This is a genomic window from Klebsiella sp. HN106 (assembly GCF_051209435.1).
Taxonomy (GTDB): Bacteria; Pseudomonadota; Gammaproteobacteria; order Enterobacterales; family Enterobacteriaceae; genus Klebsiella; species Klebsiella oxytoca.
The window spans coordinates 205512-222017 of record NZ_JBLURD010000002.1 but is presented as its reverse complement, the minus strand read 5'-3'; the positions used below and the strand labels follow the sequence as shown (position 1 = coordinate 222017).

General features: G+C 56.9%; 11 protein-coding genes. 4 read left to right on the top strand and 7 right to left on the bottom strand.

Annotation, left to right across the window (positions count from 1 at the left end; all coding sequences use genetic code 11):
- Positions 1 to 118: 118 nt before the first annotated feature.
- Entirely contained in the window at positions 119 to 1495 is a 1377-nt protein-coding gene (locus ACSIPU_RS07665; protein WP_047720116.1) for a glycoside hydrolase family 1 protein, read from the top strand.
- Positions 1496 to 1565: 70 nt separating this feature from the next.
- Positions 1566 to 2282, top strand: coding sequence for a GntR family transcriptional regulator (locus ACSIPU_RS07660; RefSeq protein WP_196558069.1), 717 nt, complete (start codon positions 1566 to 1568; stop codon positions 2280 to 2282).
- Positions 2283 to 2327: 45 nt separating this feature from the next.
- Here ACSIPU_RS07660 and ldtB read toward each other — a convergent pair whose 3' ends face one another.
- Both ldtB and ACSIPU_RS07650 read right to left on the bottom strand, forming a co-directional pair.
- Positions 2328 to 3242 carry a L,D-transpeptidase gene (ldtB, locus tag ACSIPU_RS07655; RefSeq protein WP_004100506.1) on the bottom strand — a complete coding sequence of 305 codons (915 nt, stop codon included), beginning with the start codon at positions 3240 to 3242 and terminating at the stop codon, positions 2328 to 2330.
- A 190-nt stretch (positions 3243 to 3432) separates the two neighbouring features.
- Positions 3433 to 4215 (bottom strand): tyrosine-protein phosphatase, encoded by a 783-nt coding sequence (locus ACSIPU_RS07650; RefSeq protein WP_004100507.1) that lies wholly within the window; start codon positions 4213 to 4215, stop codon positions 3433 to 3435.
- A gap of 178 nt (positions 4216 to 4393) precedes the next feature.
- Between ACSIPU_RS07650 and ACSIPU_RS07645 the strand changes: the two genes are divergently transcribed.
- Complete coding sequence (locus ACSIPU_RS07645; RefSeq protein WP_016808105.1) at positions 4394 to 5986, top strand: ABC-F family ATPase; 1593 nt, start codon at positions 4394 to 4396, stop codon at positions 5984 to 5986.
- Between the two features lie 607 nt (positions 5987 to 6593).
- Here the strand turns inward: ACSIPU_RS07645 and ACSIPU_RS07640 are convergent.
- Both ACSIPU_RS07640 and ACSIPU_RS07635 read right to left on the bottom strand, forming a co-directional pair.
- On the bottom strand, positions 6594 to 8957 hold the full coding sequence (locus ACSIPU_RS07640) for a glycoside hydrolase family 31 protein (RefSeq protein ID WP_196558068.1): 2364 nt from the start codon (positions 8955 to 8957) through the stop codon (positions 6594 to 6596).
- A 15-nt stretch (positions 8958 to 8972) separates the two neighbouring features.
- Positions 8973 to 10274 carry an MFS transporter gene (locus tag ACSIPU_RS07635; RefSeq protein ID WP_004100512.1) on the bottom strand — a complete coding sequence of 434 codons (1302 nt, stop codon included), beginning with the start codon at positions 10272 to 10274 and terminating at the stop codon, positions 8973 to 8975.
- 298 nt (positions 10275 to 10572) lie between these two features.
- On the opposite strand from ACSIPU_RS07635, the gene ACSIPU_RS07630 reads away from it, so the two are divergent.
- On the top strand, positions 10573 to 11646 hold the full coding sequence (locus tag ACSIPU_RS07630; protein WP_004100514.1) for a LacI family DNA-binding transcriptional regulator: 1074 nt from the start codon (positions 10573 to 10575) through the stop codon (positions 11644 to 11646).
- On the opposite strand, the gene ACSIPU_RS07625 is transcribed toward ACSIPU_RS07630, so the two are convergent.
- The 3 genes from ACSIPU_RS07625 to ACSIPU_RS07615 all read right to left on the bottom strand — a co-directional run bounded on the left by ACSIPU_RS07625 (position 11643) and on the right by ACSIPU_RS07615 (position 16502).
- The gene (locus tag ACSIPU_RS07625; protein ID WP_023320621.1) at positions 11643 to 12908 is read right to left on the bottom strand and encodes a DUF1479 domain-containing protein; all 1266 of its coding nucleotides are present in this window, start codon (positions 12906 to 12908) and stop codon (positions 11643 to 11645) included. The two genes, ACSIPU_RS07630 and ACSIPU_RS07625, sit on opposite strands and share 4 nt — an antisense overlap.
- A 136-nt stretch (positions 12909 to 13044) precedes the next feature.
- Positions 13045 to 13860: a Cof-type HAD-IIB family hydrolase gene (locus tag ACSIPU_RS07620; protein WP_016808101.1), complete on the bottom strand. Its 816-nt coding sequence runs from the start codon at positions 13858 to 13860 to the stop codon at positions 13045 to 13047.
- 209 nt (positions 13861 to 14069) lie between these two features.
- The gene (locus ACSIPU_RS07615) at positions 14070 to 16502 is read right to left on the bottom strand and encodes a formate C-acetyltransferase/glycerol dehydratase family glycyl radical enzyme (RefSeq protein WP_049593376.1); all 2433 of its coding nucleotides are present in this window, start codon (positions 16500 to 16502) and stop codon (positions 14070 to 14072) included.
- Between the last annotated feature and the right edge of the window lie 4 nt (positions 16503 to 16506).

Here is a 16506-nt window from a genome sequence, read left to right as displayed (position 1 = left end):
GATCCGGCTTTTTTTATCCGTGGCGCTCACAAAAAACGATCCTCGACTTTGCCTGCTAATGAAAATTCGTTTATATGACTAGTCATGAAAATTATATGACTAGTCATAGGGGCGAGAGATGAACAGAACACTGCCGGCAGATTTTTTATGGGGTAACTCGGTTTCCAGTATGCAAACCGAAGGGGCGTGGAATGAGGGCGGAAAAGGGATGTCGGTTTACGATATTCGTCAGCCGGCGGAATTTGCTTCCGACTGGAAGGTGGCGACCGACTCCTACCATCGCTATCGGGAAGATTTCGACCTGATGCAGGATTTGGGCATGAACTGTTACCGCTTCCAGATTGCCTGGAGCCGCGTTTGCCCGGAAGGCGACGGTGAGTTCAATGAAGAAGGTATTGCTTTCTATCACCAGTTTATCGACGAGTTAATTGCCCGTGGCATTGAGCCGATGATTTGCCTGTATCACTTCGATATGCCGCTGTCGCTGGCTGAACGCTTTAATGGTTTTACCGACCGTCGGGTGATGGAAGCCTTTATTCGTTACGGGCAGAAGATGATCGACTGCTTTGGCGACAAGGTGAAGTGGTGGCTGACCTTTAATGAGCAGAATCTTTACCATATGCCGGACGCGTTTCTGATTTCAGGCTATATGCGCGGCGAGAAGACCCTGCGCGAGCTGTATCAGATCCAGCATCACGTGATGATGGCCCACGTTCATCTGACGCAGTATCTGCACCAGGCTAAGCCGCAGTGTCTGATGGGCGGGATGCTGGCCCATGCGCTGGTCTATCCCGCTACCTGCAAACCGCGCGATATTCTTTGCGCCCAGCAGCTGGACGAGTTTTTAAACCAGAACCTGCTGCGCGCCTTTGCCGGAGAGGGCTACAGCCCTGAGGTCATGCACGTGGTCGCCCGCGAAGGCCTGGAGGATATCTACCGCGCAGAGGATCTGACGCTGATGGCGCAGGTTAAAATCGACTATCTGGCCTTTAGCTACTATGCCAGCAAAGCGCTGGATAGCGACCCGATCCCGCCGGGCACGCCGGTCAACTATTACATGCAGTTTGGCGATAAAAAGAATGACTATCTGGAGGCCACCGAGTGGGGCTGGCAGATTGATCCGCTGGGCTTTCGCACCATTATTACCCGCTACTACAACGACTGGCGTCTGCCGGTGTTCCCGATAGAAAACGGCATTGGGGTGATTGAGTCCTGGGACGGCGTAAACCAGGTGGCTGACGACTACCGCATTGCCTATCATCGCGACCATATCAACGCCATGAAAGAGGCGATATTTGACGATGGCGCGCAGGTAATTGGCTACCTGGGCTGGGGGTTGATCGATATCCTCAGTTCGCAGGGCGATATGCGTAAACGCTACGGAGTTGTCTACGTGAACCGGGAAAACCACGACCTCAAGGACCTTAAGCGCGTACCGAAGAAAAGCTATGCCTGGCTGAAACGGGTCATCCATAGTCATGGTGCAGAGATGTAGCGGCGCCTCGCGCGGGCAGATGGTATATTCTGCCCGCCAGCCACAATCAGTCACGTAAAAGGATCGGGGAATGACGGCCAAATATCTGAGTATCGCGCGGGAAATCAAAAAACGTATTATCAGCCGCCAGTATCCCGCCAGCGCGCCGTTACCCGATCAGTTCGCCCTGGCGGCAGAGTTCAGCACCAGCAGGATGACCATTCAACAGGCGATGCGCCAGCTGATTGTCGAAGGCCTTATCTACACCCGTAAGGGGCAGGGGACCTTCGTGCGCAAAAATTTCCTCCAGCTTTCGCAGTGGGAGCTACCCGGCAGCGACTATTTTGGCGCCACCAAAACCTGGGAACATTTAGGGGAAGTCACCAGCCGGGTGATTCGCTTCGAGCTGCGTTTCCCCACGGAAAAAGAGCAAAGCTCGTTGCTGATTGACGCCGATGCCCCGGTCTATGATTTCGTCCGTCTGCGGTTGCTCAATGAGGAGCCCGTGTCGCTGGATCTCACCGTGATGCCCGTTGCGCTGGTGCCCGACCTGAATAAAACGATTCTGCAAAGCTCGGTGTTTCGCTACGTACAGGAGACGCTGGGGCTTAAAATGATGGGCTCGTATCGGGTGGTGCGGGCGATGAAACCGCAGGCGCTGGACAGAGAACATCTCAACTGCGAAGCGACCGACCCGGTGCTGGAGGTGGAACAGGTGATCTATCTGGAGGATGGTACGCCGCTGGAGTATGCCCATTGCCACTATCGCTACGATCACGGCGGAATCATTCTGGTCAATAACGGTTAAAAAAATGGCGGGCACCGGGCCCGCCACTCTCTGCATTATGCGCGTTTAGTTCAGACGCACCGGCATACCGGAACGGTTCTGAATCGCCTGATCGAGCACGCTCTGGTCTACGTCAGTCTGGCTGGTAATCGCCTGCACTGATTTGGTCAGATTAATCGGCACGATTTCACCGCCCTGGAACTGCTCTTCGGTCGTGGACAGCGGGTTGTGAACTTCAATGAAGCGGCTGCCGTCTGGCTCAGTCGTCGCTTTTACCGGCTCATCGATAAACTCAACGCGGGTGCCGACCGGCACGTTTTCGAACAGGAATTTGATGTCGTCGTTACGCAGACGCACGCAGCCGTGGCTGACGCGCAGGCCGATACCAAAGTTGGCGTTGGTGCCGTGAATGGCGTACAGGCGGCCGATATACAGGGCGTACAGGCCCATCGGGTTATCAGGACCGGCCGGAACAACCGCTGGCAGCGGTTCGCCAGCCGCGCGGTATTCCGCATGCATTTTGGCGGTAGGGGTCCAGGTCGGACCGGCTTTTTTACGCTCAACTTTGGTGACCCAGTTGACCGGCGTGTCTTTACCTAACTGGCCGATACCGATCGGCAACACGATAACGGTGTTGGTGCCTTTCGGGTAGTAGTAGAGGCGCATTTCCGCACTGTTGATGACGATACCTTCATGCACGGTGTCCGGCAGGATCAGCTGCTGCGGGATGTTTAGCACGGTGCCGCCTTTCGGCAGGAAGGTGTCCACGCCCGGGTTGGCTTCCAGCATGTTGGATAAACCCATCTGGTATTCGGCGGCGAAGTATTCCAGCGGCTGCTTGTTGCCTTCCGGAATGGTGATCACTTGGTTCTGACCAATCAGACGGCTGCCGTCGGTGGGCAGAGGATAAGTTACAGCAGAAGCTGTGTTGCAAAAGCCCACGATGGCGAAGGCTGCCGCGAAGAGTGTTGATAATTTCATAATCTTTATGTCGTGGGCGATGTTAATGCCGCACAGGCCTTTGTCAGTTTAAACAGGGAGTCGATGGGAGCGCATTATATGTGCTTTCCGCCAAACAGGTAAATGAGATGTGTACGAAATCACATTTTTTTCCTGTGACCGAGAGTGTAGCCCGTCAACGCTGGCCCTGCCGCCTGAAAACGGGAGGGGATTACCCCTCCAGAAGCCGCGACTGGAGCGCTTCACGCGCCTGCGGCGTAAGCTGATACTCTTTCTCCAGCCAGGCATCGACGCTGGCGTAGCGGTCGTCGATTTGAGAAAGCGCGGCAGCAAGATAAGACTCATGAACCGTCATGATTTCCGCCAGGTTCTGCCGGCCGCGAGCGGTCAGTTCATCGCCGAGGGAATCGAGCATGAAATTCTCGACCTCAGTCAGCATGCCCTGGGTCAGCAGGTACTCTTCCATCACCGTATGGCGATCGCAGCCGAGGGCGAACAGCGTCAATGCGCAGCCAACGCCGGTGCGGTCTTTGCCCACCGCGCAGTGCTGCAGCAGCGCGCCGTCGAAGGGTTCCATCAGCCAACCGGCCAGCTGGCGATAAGCGGCGTTGTTGAACGGCAGCTGGCGATAGAGCTCCAGCATAAACTGCTCGCCGTTAAGGGCATTGAGCGTGGCGGCGCTGAGCTCGGTGACTTTAGCGTTGACGTCGCGAACGTGCGGATTCGCCGGGGCGTTGAGATAGTGGGCCGTTTCGTTCAGCTTATCGGGGCTGCGATGCACTTCTCCCGGATCGCGATAATCTATCACCCGGCTGAGCGGGATAGCGTCCAGGTGGGTTAAGTCAGCGGTCGTCATCATATGCAGCGAGCCGGAGCGGAAAAGCTTCCCCGACCGCACGCGGCGGCCGTCGGCGGTACGCTGGCCGCCCAGGTCACGAAAGTTGATACCGCCCTGCAGCGATAAGAAGGCCGGATGGCGGGAGATTGTGGTCATAGGTTCCTTCCAGATTAGGGTAAAAAATTACGCACTGAGTAGTATAACCGCGCAAGGTGACAACGACCCTAACACAGGCGGCAGTGATGATTTTATAACGGCCCGTGAAAAGTGAAGCAATTGCTGGCATAATGTCTGGTTCATCACACTTCTCATTCTCTATTTTCAGGATAACCCCGTGCTAGTATCCAGCAACGTCACCATGCAGTTCGGCAGTAAGCCGCTGTTCGAAAACATTTCCGTCAAATTTGGCGGCGGCAACCGTTACGGCCTGATTGGCGCCAACGGTAGCGGCAAATCGACCTTTATGAAGATCCTCGGCGGCGATCTTGAGCCGACGCTGGGCAACGTCTCCCTCGATCCGAACGAGCGTATCGGTAAGCTGCGCCAGGATCAGTTTGCGTTTGAAGAGTTCAGCGTGCTGGATACGGTGATTATGGGCCACGGCGAGCTGTGGGAAGTGAAGCAGGAGCGCGATCGCATCTACTCCCTGGCGGAGATGAGCGAAGAGGACGGCTACAAAGTGGCTGACCTTGAAGTGCTATATGGCGAGATGGACGGCTATTCCGCTGAGGCGCGCGCCGGCGAGCTGCTGCTCGGCGTGGGGATCCCGGTTGAACAGCATTACGGTCCGATGAGCGAAGTCGCTCCCGGCTGGAAGCTGCGCGTGCTGCTGGCGCAGGCGCTGTTCTCTAATCCGGACATTCTGCTGCTCGACGAACCGACGAACAACCTGGACATCGACACCATCCGCTGGCTGGAGCAGACGCTCAACGACCGCGATAGCACCATGATCATCATTTCGCACGACCGTCACTTCCTGAATATGGTCTGTACCCACATGGCGGATCTGGATTACGGCGAACTGCGCGTTTATCCTGGCAACTACGATGAATACATGACCGCGGCGACCCAGGCGCGCGAACGTCTGCTGGCTGACAACGCCAAGAAAAAAGCGCAGATCGCCGACCTGCAATCTTTCGTCAGCCGTTTTAGCGCTAACGCCTCTAAATCTCGCCAGGCGACCTCGCGCGCCCGTCAGATTGACAAAATCAAGCTGGACGAAGTGAAAGCCTCCAGCCGCCAGAACCCGTTCATTCGCTTTGAGCAGGATAAGAAGCTGTTCCGTAACGCCCTGGAAGTGGAAGCGCTGGCTAAAGGTTTTGATAACGGCCCGCTGTTTAAAAACTTCAACCTGCTGCTGGAAGTGGGAGAAAAGGTTGCCATTCTGGGCGCCAACGGCGTGGGTAAATCCACGATGCTGAAAACCCTGGTCGGCGATCTGGCGCCGGACAACGGTACCGTTAAATGGTCTGAGAATGCGCAGATTGGCTACTACGCGCAGGATCATGAATATGAATTTGAAAACGATCTGACGGTATTTGAGTGGATGAGCCAGTGGAAACAGGAAAGCGACGATGAGCAGGCGGTGCGCAGCATCCTTGGTCGACTGCTGTTCAGCCAGGACGATATCAAGAAGCCGGCGAAAGTACTCTCCGGGGGGGAAAAAGGCCGTATGCTTTTCGGTAAGCTGATGATGCAAAAACCGAATATTCTGGTGATGGATGAACCCACCAACCACCTGGATATGGAATCGATCGAATCGCTGAACATGGCGCTGGAGATGTATCAGGGCACGCTGATTTTCGTTTCCCACGACCGTGAGTTTGTAAGCTCGCTGGCGACCCGAGTGATTGAAATTACGCCGGAGCGCGTTGTGGACTTCACCGGTAACTACGAAGATTATCTGCGCAGCAAAGGTATCGAATAATTTTCCTGTTGTTTGTACCGGATTGCGGCGCTGGCGCGCCTTGTCCGGGTATCTCCCACAGACGGCGATGAACCTGTAGCCCGGGCAAGGCGCGTTAAGCGCCGCCCCCGGGAGCAGCGTGCAGAATACCCCTTGTAGAGAACAGAGCGGCTGAATTCCCGGAGGCGATGCTGCGCATCTGTACGGGCTACCACACTGCAGACGGCGATGAACCTGTAGCCCGGGCAAGGCGCGTTAAGCGCCGCCCCCGGGAGCAGCGTGCAGAATACCCCTTGTAGAGAACAGAGCGGCTGAATTCCCGGAGGCGATGCTGCGCATCTGTCCGGGCTACCACACTGCAGACGGCGATGAACCTGTAGCCCGGGCAAGGCGCGTTAAGCGCCGCCCCCGGGAGCAGCGCGCAGAATACCCCTTGCAGAGAACAGAGCAGCTGAATTCCCGGAGTCGATGCTGCGCATCTGTCCGGGCTACCGCACTGCAATCGGCGATGAACCTGTAGCCCGGGCAAGGCGCTTTGAGCGCCGCCCCCGGGAGCAGCGCGCAGAATGCCCCTTGCAGAGAACAGAGTGGTTGAATGCCCCGGAGGCGCTGCTGCGCCTTATCCGCACTACACCCGCCACTCGCTCCTTTCTTCACCATTCACCAGCAGCCTGCGGGTTTCCCCTGCCGGTAACGACACCTTCAACGCTTTCCACGCCGGTCGATAATCGCCGCGCGCGCTGACCTTCAGATTGATGCTGGCGCTATCGCAAACCATTTCCCACTCTACCCACAGCGCATGGCCATTCTGGTAACCCCAGCTTTCGCCATCATCCTCAAACAGCAGGCCGCGGCGGGTTCCCACGCCTTTCAGCGGGAACAGTTTCAGCTCACGACGATCGTCTTTTTGCGCATCGACGTGACGGATGCGTTCGCTGAGCGGCAGGCCTGCTCCGGCACGAACCAGCAGCGGCAGCTTTTCCAGCGGCGCATCAAGGACGATCCACTGCCCGCCTGCGAACCACTGGTGGCTATCAAAGTCGTACCAGCCGTCCTGATTAGCCGGCAGCCAGACGCGGCGCTGACGCTCACCGGGCTCGACGACGCTGGCGACCAGCAGATCGCGACCCAACAGGAAGTCGTCGCACTCGGCAAACGTCTGCGGATCGTGCTCGTGATCGAGGAAGGTCGGGCGCAGCATCGGTTCATCGTCGGCGTGAGCCTGCCAGAGCAGGGTATAGAGGTACGGCAGCAGACGATAGCGCAGCTCAATGGCCGCACGGATGGCCGGCGTGATTTCCGGATACATCCACGCTTCATTAACCGTCTGGTCGTCATTCCATGAGTGAATGGTAAAGCGCGGATGCATAACGCCGTTTTGCACCCAGCGAACGAACAGTTCCGGGTCCGGTTTATCGCCAGAGAAGCCGCCAACATCGTGGCCGACGTTGAACAGTCCGGAGAGGCTCATTCCCAGCCCCATCCGGGTGTTGTAGCGCAGCGTATCCCAGTTAGTACGGTTATCACCGCTCCAGGTCTGAACATAGCGCTGCATCCCGGCGCAGCCGGAACGAGAGATAAGATACGGACGTTTGTGCGGCGCAAAGCGCTGCTGAGCCTCCAGCGACGCGCGCATCATCAGCAGCGGCATGACCGGGCGAATATGTTTAATGGCAATCTCCTGGCCAAACCCATAACAGCGGGCTTCGCCGTCCCACACTTCATACTCGTTATTATCGTTCCACGTGGCGTCGATACCCATCTCCAGCAGCTGGGTTGTCACGCCTTCCTGCCACCAGGCGACGGTCTGCGGGTTGGTAAAGTCGAGGTGCGACCCTTCGTCGTCCCAGAAGCTGGAGCGCTCGGGGGCATCGGCCTGTGAATCACGAATAAATAGCCCGCGTTCCGCCACTTCGTTATAGCGCGGATGGTCCTGCAGCAGGCAGGGCTTAATATTGGCGGCGAGCTTCAGCCCGGCATCGTGGAAGGCCTGGCTCATCACCTGCGGCTGCGGCACTTTATCGTAGTTCCAGTTAAAGACATAGCGTTTGCCATTAATCGAGGTATAGCCGGATGAGAGCTGAAACGAATCGCACGGAATGGCGTGTTCATCGCACAGACGGATAAAGTTCATCAGCTGGTTTTGCGCATCCGGCGCGTCGGTGTAATGCATCGTCGAACCGCTATAGCCGAGGCTCCATTTTGGCCCAAACAGCGTTTTACCGGTCAGGCGAACGAAGGCTTTAGTGATATCCAGTACGCGCTTGCCGGTGAACAGATAGTAATCGATATCGCCAGCTTCCGCCTGCCAGCGGCGATAGGCGGTATGGTAATTATCGATTTCGTTACCGAGATCCAGCCAGCAGCTGCTCAGGTTGTCGTAAAACAGGCCGTAGCTGACATCGCTACGCTGCGCGATGGTAAATGGAATATGTTTATACAGCGGGTCGGTGCTCACCGCGTTATACCCCATCGCGTCGAGGTTACGCATCTCATAGCGTTTGCCGGTACGCTGCAGATCGCCCGCCTTCTCACCCAGACCGTAGAAGCGCTCATCTTTACGTCGGCTCAGGTAGTGAGCAACGCCGTCGCCGTGCGCATTCGCCAGATAGGCGCTGGTCGGGCGGTCGTTCGCCAGCGGCTGCCACTCGCCGGCTTCATCGCGATAGCTCCATTCCAGCCACAGCGGCTGGTGGACGATAACGCGCAGCTGTTCGGTGGCGATACAGAGGGTGCCTTCCTGTTCCGTGAGCTGCCAGGCGGGGAGGCTAAAGCCGCTTAGCTCTTCGCGCGGACGGCCTTCCCACGGCACATCCTGTCCGGGAGCGATACTCCAGGTGCGATCCACCGCCAGCTGACCGTGCCGTTTCAGCAGCACGCGGAACATATTCTCTTCCAGAACGTACAGACACAGGGTGTGTTGGCCGTCGACGGTCAGCTCAACGTGGTGCTCCAGCCGTTGGCGTAAAGTCCAGTTTTTCAAAGTCTTCATTTTTTACATCCACTCTCAGGCGCGTTTTGCGCGACGTTCAGCAATAAATGCCACCAGGAATACCGCGCCAATCAGGTCAAAGAACCCCATGGCGATAAACAGCGGGTTGAAGCCGATTTTGTCGGCGGTGACCCCAATTAACAGTGAGAACAGAAAGCTGGCGATCCACGCGGCGGATCCGCGCATGCCGTTCACGGTCGCCATCTGTCCTTTATCGAACGACTCCACCACCAGCGCGCTGAGCATGCAGGAGATAATCTGGTGACCGAAGCCGCCTATTGAAATCAGTACGATGGTGATATAGGGATCGCGGGTGATCGCCACGGTGGCGAGCGAAATCATCAGGAAGGCGCCGGTCACGGAGCTGGCGACCACCGAGTTCACCCGTGAACAGCCGAACCAGCGGGTATACAGTTTGGTCAGATAGCCGCTGGCGACGCTGCCGAGGTCGGCCGCCAGAAACGGTAGCCAGGCGAACATAGCGATTTGCTTTAAATCCATTCCGTGCTCTTTTGCCAGATAGAGCGGTACCCAGAAGCTCAGCACCGCCCAGGCGGGTTCCGCCATAAAGGCCGGAATGGCGATACCGTAGAAGCGCTTGTTTTTTGATACGGTTTTCAGCGCGGTAAAGAAGGGCAGTTTGACCGGCGGTGCTTCATTATCCTGCTGGATCAGCGCCAGCTCAGCTTTCCCGAGGTTAGGGTGCTTCTCCGGATTATGATAAAACGCCCACCACAGCACGACCCACAAGAGCGCCAGCGCGCCGGTGAACATGAATGCGCCCTGCCAGCCGAACGAGGCGTGCGCAAAGTAGATAATCGGCGGCGCCAGCATGGCGCCGACCGAGAAACCGACGCCAGCCCAGCCAGCCGCTATCGGCCGCTCGGATTTTGGAAACCACTCACCCAGCGTTTTGGCGTTGGCTGGCGTCGCCGCAGCCTCAGCGCCGCCCATAAAAAAGCGCAGGATCGCCAGGTGCAGCCAGCTTCCCGCACCGGCATGGGCAATGCAGGCGACGGCCCACAGCGTGGCGCAAATCATAAAGCCGAGCTTGAGGCCGATTACGTCGATGAGCCAGCCGCAGAGCGGCTGGAAAATGGTATAGGCCAGCTGAAATGCGCCGACTATCCATGAATACTGTTCGGTGGTAATACCCAACGAGGTTTTTAATTCCGGGGCGATAATCCCCAGCGAGTTGCGCGTAATGTAGTTCACGGTCACGCCCAGCAAAAACAGCACCAGTATCCACCAGCGCAGATTTTTTACTATGCGGCCTGATTTACTCACCGCCATATCATTATTGAGACCTTGGCTCATAGAACTCTCCACGAGACATGTAGTAGGGAAAATTGACCAGCCTGATTCCTGAGTGGTCGCTAAAATTTTCTGTTTCGTTGTTCGATAATGCTGCTGTTCCGCCACGATTGGTTGACTTATTTGATTTGTGGTGGACCAATTCAGGCTAAGGGAGAAAAGAGGTGGACCCTAGCGGCAATTCTGCAAATTTTTTCATGAGCCGATCGCGATCGCAGTAAGAAGCGGGCAATTCCCTTAAAAATATTCATATTCTGAATATGAATATTTTTTCATCAGCAAATTAGAGCGCGATCACAAAATGGATAAAAAGCTAAAAGTGAGCGAAATAGCGGGCCGCACGGGGCTCTCTGTCAGTACGGTATCGCGAGTGCTGGCAGGGAAAGCGAATACCAGCGCCAGAGCCCGCCAGAGGGTTCTGGAGTGCGCTCGCGAGCTGGGCGTCATGGACGGTATCGCCGCCGGGAGAATGCTGCTCAATAATCTGGTGGTCTTTGCCCCTCAGCGGGCGTTCGATGAGCGTACAGATATTTACTACTATCGCGTTATTCAGAGCATCAATTCGGCGTTGGTGCCCCATGAGGTGCATCTGCGCTACTGCGCGCTGGAGGAGAATGACAGCGATGCCAATTTGTTTTTGCAGCGTATGCATGAAACATCGACCCAGGCCGCCATCTTACTGGGAATCGACGATCCGCATATTCACGATCTGGCGGCGGACCTGGCTAAACCCTGCGTGATGATTAACTGCCACGACGCCGGAATGCGCCTCCCTTCCGTCGCGCCGGATCATCGACTGATCGGTCAATTCGCCGCCCGCTATCTGTTTGAGATGGGGCACCAGGCGATCATGAACGTGATGTGCCTGCGCCGCTATACCATGGAACTGCGTTTACTGGGGATTAAGCAGGCGTGGCGTGCGCGGAATCTGCGCTTCGTCGATAGCATGGATTTAATCGACGTCGCCAATTTCAGCGCCCGGGATACTGAGACAAAAGTGGGCGAGTGGCTGGATCAGCGCGGTGATGGCCCGCTGCCAACGGCGTTTCTGGTAGGCGGTGATTTTATGGCGGCAGGGACGATCGCTGCTCTGCAGAAGCGCGGATTACGCGTGCCGCAGGATATTTCTATCATGAGTATCGACGGCTTTAACCTGGCGGCGATTCAGGATGTGCCGTTAACCGCTGTCCACGTCCCGCGCGATGAATTAGGCGTTGAAGCAGTACATTTGTTGCAGCAGAGGCTGATTCGTCCCGATGCGCCGCACGGCTCACTATTATTGCATGGTACGCTGGCGGTACGTGATTCGGTGCGGCGGATACGTGCCGGTAACCGCCGCACCGCCGTTGAGCCTAAGGGGTTATACGACGATTAATCCGCCATCCCCAGCGCCCGCTTGCCGTGGACATTTAAATCCTCCAGCGTGAAGCGGCCTTCCCAGTCGGTTTCATAATCTTCACGCGGGAAATCTCCCGGCGAAGCGCCGCGCGCCAGCGCGGCTTTAACCTTCTGCGCGTAGGCGAGGTTTTTCTCACACATCGGCGCGGCGGGAATATACATGACGTTGCCCCAGCCTTGCTGATTTTCCACCGGCGCGACTGAGTGGATGACGTCGCAGTGCCACCATACCGAATCGCCCGCATTGAGCGCCGGAATAGAACTTAAGGCTTTGATCAGCAGCGGGTGCCATTTTTCCGAAATCGGCAATACCTTGCCCGGCGCGACGCCGCACAGTTCATCCTCCGGCACATCGTCGAGCAGCGGACGCAGCAGTACGTAAGCCATAGCTTCCGGGATCGGCACGACGTGCAGCAGGCCCTGATCGGGGATCATATCGGAGAGCGCGGTCCAGCCCTGGAAGGTACGGAATACCGAGCATTTGGTGGTATTGTCGACCGTGTACTCTTCGACGTCAGTACGGTGCGCCGCGTCCCACGGGTCGTAAGCATCAACATTGCCGTTAAACACGTCGGCAAACACTTTCTGATAGGCCGGTAGCAGCCAACGTTCCAGGGCGCCGGAATCGGTATGCGCGCCCAGACCTTTCGAGGTGGTTCCCGGCGGGCGGCGGCGAATGCGGTCCGGGTAAATAACGCTGATATCCGGGTTAAACCACTGCTTGCCGTCGTGGTTAAACGTCCACAAGCGGTTAAGAAATGACTGTGCGGCGGCCATTTCATCGCTCTGGCGCGCCTGCATCTGCGCCTGGGACCAGTAAATCGGATAGATTTCCGGGCGCGACGCTTCCAGTGAACCGAAAAAAGTATCGCCGGGGCCTTTGTAGACCTCATCGAAATGGTTGCGGTCCAGATACGCGAGCATCGAGTTATCCCATCCCAGCGCCTGTTCGCGGGGAAAATGGCTCTTGATCACCACGCAGCCGCGACGCTTGATGAGCTCGCGCTGGGCTTGCGTAACCCGATCCCGGGCAATATCGGCGAACGGGATCGTCGGCCAGACGTCCTGTCCGCTGGTTTTAAGGGCATCAATCTCTTCCACACGCGCAGCGATTCGCGCCGTCAGACGATCGAACACCGCCTGCACGTCGCCAATTTGCGCCCGCAGCTCTTGCTTAATCTGGCGGATGGCCGCTTTTGGGTCGGCAGGTAAAGTTTCACAGGTACAGGTAATAGCCATAATGACCTCTCATCTTTCATTCGAAAGTATTAAATCTTACATACGATAATTTAAGTTAAAATTAAGTTAATGCAAGTTTAAAATTATGCGGAGATGCACAAAATGGAAAATCGGGGCGGTAAGCCCCGGAGAGGCGTTACTCGTCGAACGGGGTGGCGTGGTCGAGGACGGCCTGAATCACCTTCAGCGCGCCGTCGTGGTTGTTGTCATCGGTAGCATAACGCGATACCGCTTTAATGCTTTCGGCGGCATTGGCCATTGCGAAAGAGTATCTCACCAGCTTCAGCATTTCCGTGTCGTTCGCGCTGTCGCCGATGGCTACGCACGCCTGCGGCGAAATGTTCCAGCGCTTAAGCAAGCGGCTGATACCGTTGGCTTTATGCAGGCCGGGGATGATCAAATCGACGAAGCCAAAACCGCTGGTGACCGGCTTCATAATGCCGTCCAGCGAGACGTGCAGTTTGTCGATAAGCTGCGGAATTTCGCTATCCGGCAGGTTAAGGGAAAACTTAAACAGCTTATCGTCGATGTCATGGTAGCTGCCAATACGCTGCAGACGATGGTAGTGCTTTGACATCAGCGCGACAAAGGCGTCGGGCGCGCGATCGCTGACGTAAGCGCTCTCGAGGCCGCAGGCGACAAAGTTGAGCTGCGGGTCTTTGAGCAGTTCGCCAATCACCACCTGGGATTCATGGCGGGTAAGTTCACCGTGGAACAGCTGTTGACCGTGTTCGAAAACCAGCGCGCCGTTCTCGGCAACAAAGGAAATTTGGTCGCGGATTTCCGGGAAAAAAGAGATCAGCTGATAGTACTGGTTGCCGCTGGCGACCACAAATTCAATACCCTGCTGCTGGAGTTGCGCGAACTGCGCAAGAAAACGCGAGCGATCGTACTGCTTGGCGTCATTGAGAAAAGTTCCGTCCATATCGGTGACGATAACTTTAACGGTCATAACACATGCTCCTGGCTTAACTTCGACCAGTAACATTCTAATTACAATGTGATGGGGAGCACAAATTTATTTCGAATGAAAGTTTGTGTTCACCCTTGTGCAGCATAAAACCCCGGGTTGCGGCGTAAACGCCTTACCCGGACTACCGGCCCGCAAACGGCTTCGAACCTGTAGCCCGGCTAAGCGCAGCGCAAGCCGGGGGATGTGGCTTACAGCGTATGCTCGGTACGGGCGATAATATCGTCCTGAGCATCCGGCGACAGGGCGGTAAAGAACGCCGAGTATCCGGCCACGCGGACCACTAAATCACGATACTGGTCAGGATGTTTCTTCGCTTCCAGCAGCGTTTCGCGCGACACGATGTTGTACTGAATATGCCAGCCTTTGTGCACCTCGAAGAAGGTGCGCAGCAGCACCATCAGTTTCTGCTTATCCGACTCATTCTCCAGCGTAGCCGGGTTCAGCTTCTGGTTAAGCAGTACGCCGCCAAGAATTGAGCCGGTTGGCAGTTTTCCTACCGAGCTGATCACGGCGGTCGGCCCCAGGTGGTCGGTACCCGAAGCCGGACTTGCCCCTTCCGCCAGCGGCGAGTGCGCTTTACGGCCATCCGGCGTCGCCATCGTTTGAGCGCCAAACGGCACGTTGGCGGAGATGGACGAGGTGCCGGCGTAGTAGTTACCGCCGATCGGGCCGCGGCCATAGCGCGGGTTATGATACAGCTTCAGCTCATCAATATAGGTCTGGTAGGCGCGAGCCAGCAAAATATCGACGCTATCTTCATCGTTACCGTATTTCGGCGCGCCGTTGATTAAGCGCTGGCGCAGCTGCTCGTGGGTCAGGCCTTCGAAGTCTTCAGCCAGCGCTTTGGCCAGCTCTTGTTGACCAATGACGCCCTGGTCGAACACCAGTTTCTTCACCGCCGCCAGGCTGTTGCCGAGGTTAGCGATACCGACCTGCAGACCGGATACCCAGTCATATTTCGCGCCGCCCTGCTTGATGCTCTTCGCACGCTCAATGCAGTCATCGACCAGCGCCGAGCAGAGGATATCGTGCACGTTCTCTTCCAGCATGGTATCGACCACGTACTCAATCTCGATAGATTTGCGCGTGTAGTAGCGGATCTGCGTATCCCAGTCGGCCAGGATCTGTTCAAAGTTGTCGAAGTTGCCTTTTGACAGCGCATGTTCCTGCGGCAGGAAAACCTGGCCGCTGGTGGCGTCGCGGCCGCCTTCCAGGGTTGCCAGCATGACGCGGGCGAAGTTGATAAAGCTCATCCCGGTGCAGCGATAGCCCCATTTACCGCCGACGGCGGTTTCAATGCAGCCGATAGCGGCATAGTCGTAGGCATCCTGCGGCTCGATCCCCAGCTTGATAAATTCCGGGATGACGATTTCATCGTTGTTGAACGCCGGCATGCCGAAGCCGCAGCGGATCACCTGCACGCAGGCGTCGAGGAAGTCGTTGCTCATGCCCGCGTGATAGCGCACGCTGAGGTTAGGCTGAGTCGAACGCAGCCGACCGCAGGATTCCAGGATGGCGTAGGAGAGCGGGTTCACCGCATCCTGCGCTTTACCGTCCACCAGATTCTGGCCGCCGATGGTGACGTTCTGATACAGCGGGCTCCCGGCGGAAGCCTTGGAGTGCGAGCCGGAGCGAATTTTGTTCACCTCCAGCAGTTTAAGCCAGCAGCAGTGCAGTAGCTCAATGGCGTGTTCGCGATCCAGAGAGTGTGCCAGCTCAACGTCACGGCGGTAGTAAGGGTAGAGATACTGGTCCATACGGCCGAAAGAGACCGAGTGACCGTTGGACTCGATCTGCAGAATCAGCTGGATGAAATAGCACAGCTGCAGCGCCTGCCAGAAGGTTTTCGGCGGCTCATGGGCGATGATGTCGCAGTTTTCGGCAATCGCCAGCAGCTCGTCGCGGCGGGATTCACGGCTCTCCGTCGCGGCCATGCTGCGCGCCAGCCCGGCATAGCGCTTACAGTGTTCGCTCACCGCTTCCAGCACGATATCAATGGCTTTCAGGAACTGCTCGCCGTGCAGATCTTCCAGTACGGTCAGGTTAATGCGCGAACGGCGCTCGGCGACTTTCGCGCGCATGCCGTCGAGGCCTTTTTCCAGCAGCAGCGGATAGTTGACTGCAAGGTGAGCATCGCCGGAGGTCATATTGCCTTCCGCTTTGATAATGCCGGTGGCCAGCAGCGCTTTTTGCTCATCGGTGAACATGCCGTAGCAGCGGTCCTGTACCGTTTGACCGCGCCACCACGGACACACTTCGTGCAGCACGCGTTTGTTTTCTTCGCTAACGGCAAAACCGGCGCCGGGGCGATCGGCGAGGTCGTCGATCTCTTTTTCGATCCAGCTAACGGTGTATTCCGGGAAGATTGGCGCCGCGCGAACTTCGCTGGCCTGGTTGCCGACGATCAGTTCATCGTGCTTGATCCAGATTGTGCGTTCCGCCAGGTGGTGGGCCAGCGCCAGCGCGCGGCGTACCGGGATCGGCTTATCCAGATGCTGCTGATAGGCTTGGGTATAGTGCAGGGCGCGTTCGGTACAGACCGGCGGCTTGACGATATGCACCAGCGCCATTTTATGCGCCTGTATGCGCGGGCTCAGAGTATCCAGTTTCAACGTTGTCATAAGG

Coding starts and splice junctions, on each gene's coding strand:
- ACSIPU_RS07615 (WP_049593376.1), bottom strand. CDS start 16,502: ATGACAACGTTGAAACTGGATACTCTGAGCCCGCGCATACAGGCGCAT.
- ACSIPU_RS07650 (WP_004100507.1), bottom strand. CDS start 4,215: ATGACCACAATCTCCCGCCATCCGGCCTTCTTATCGCTGCAGGGCGGT.
- ACSIPU_RS07635 (WP_004100512.1), bottom strand. CDS start 10,274: ATGAGCCAAGGTCTCAATAATGATATGGCGGTGAGTAAATCAGGCCGC.
- ACSIPU_RS07630 (WP_004100514.1), top strand. CDS start 10,573: ATGGATAAAAAGCTAAAAGTGAGCGAAATAGCGGGCCGCACGGGGCTC.
- ACSIPU_RS07620 (WP_016808101.1), bottom strand. CDS start 13,860: ATGACCGTTAAAGTTATCGTCACCGATATGGACGGAACTTTTCTCAAT.
- ldtB (WP_004100506.1), bottom strand. CDS start 3,242: ATGAAATTATCAACACTCTTCGCGGCAGCCTTCGCCATCGTGGGCTTT.
- ACSIPU_RS07660 (WP_196558069.1), top strand. CDS start 1,566: ATGACGGCCAAATATCTGAGTATCGCGCGGGAAATCAAAAAACGTATT.
- ACSIPU_RS07625 (WP_023320621.1), bottom strand. CDS start 12,908: ATGGCTATTACCTGTACCTGTGAAACTTTACCTGCCGACCCAAAAGCG.
- ACSIPU_RS07640 (WP_196558068.1), bottom strand. CDS start 8,957: ATGAAGACTTTGAAAAACTGGACTTTACGCCAACGGCTGGAGCACCAC.
- ACSIPU_RS07665 (WP_047720116.1), top strand. CDS start 119: ATGAACAGAACACTGCCGGCAGATTTTTTATGGGGTAACTCGGTTTCC.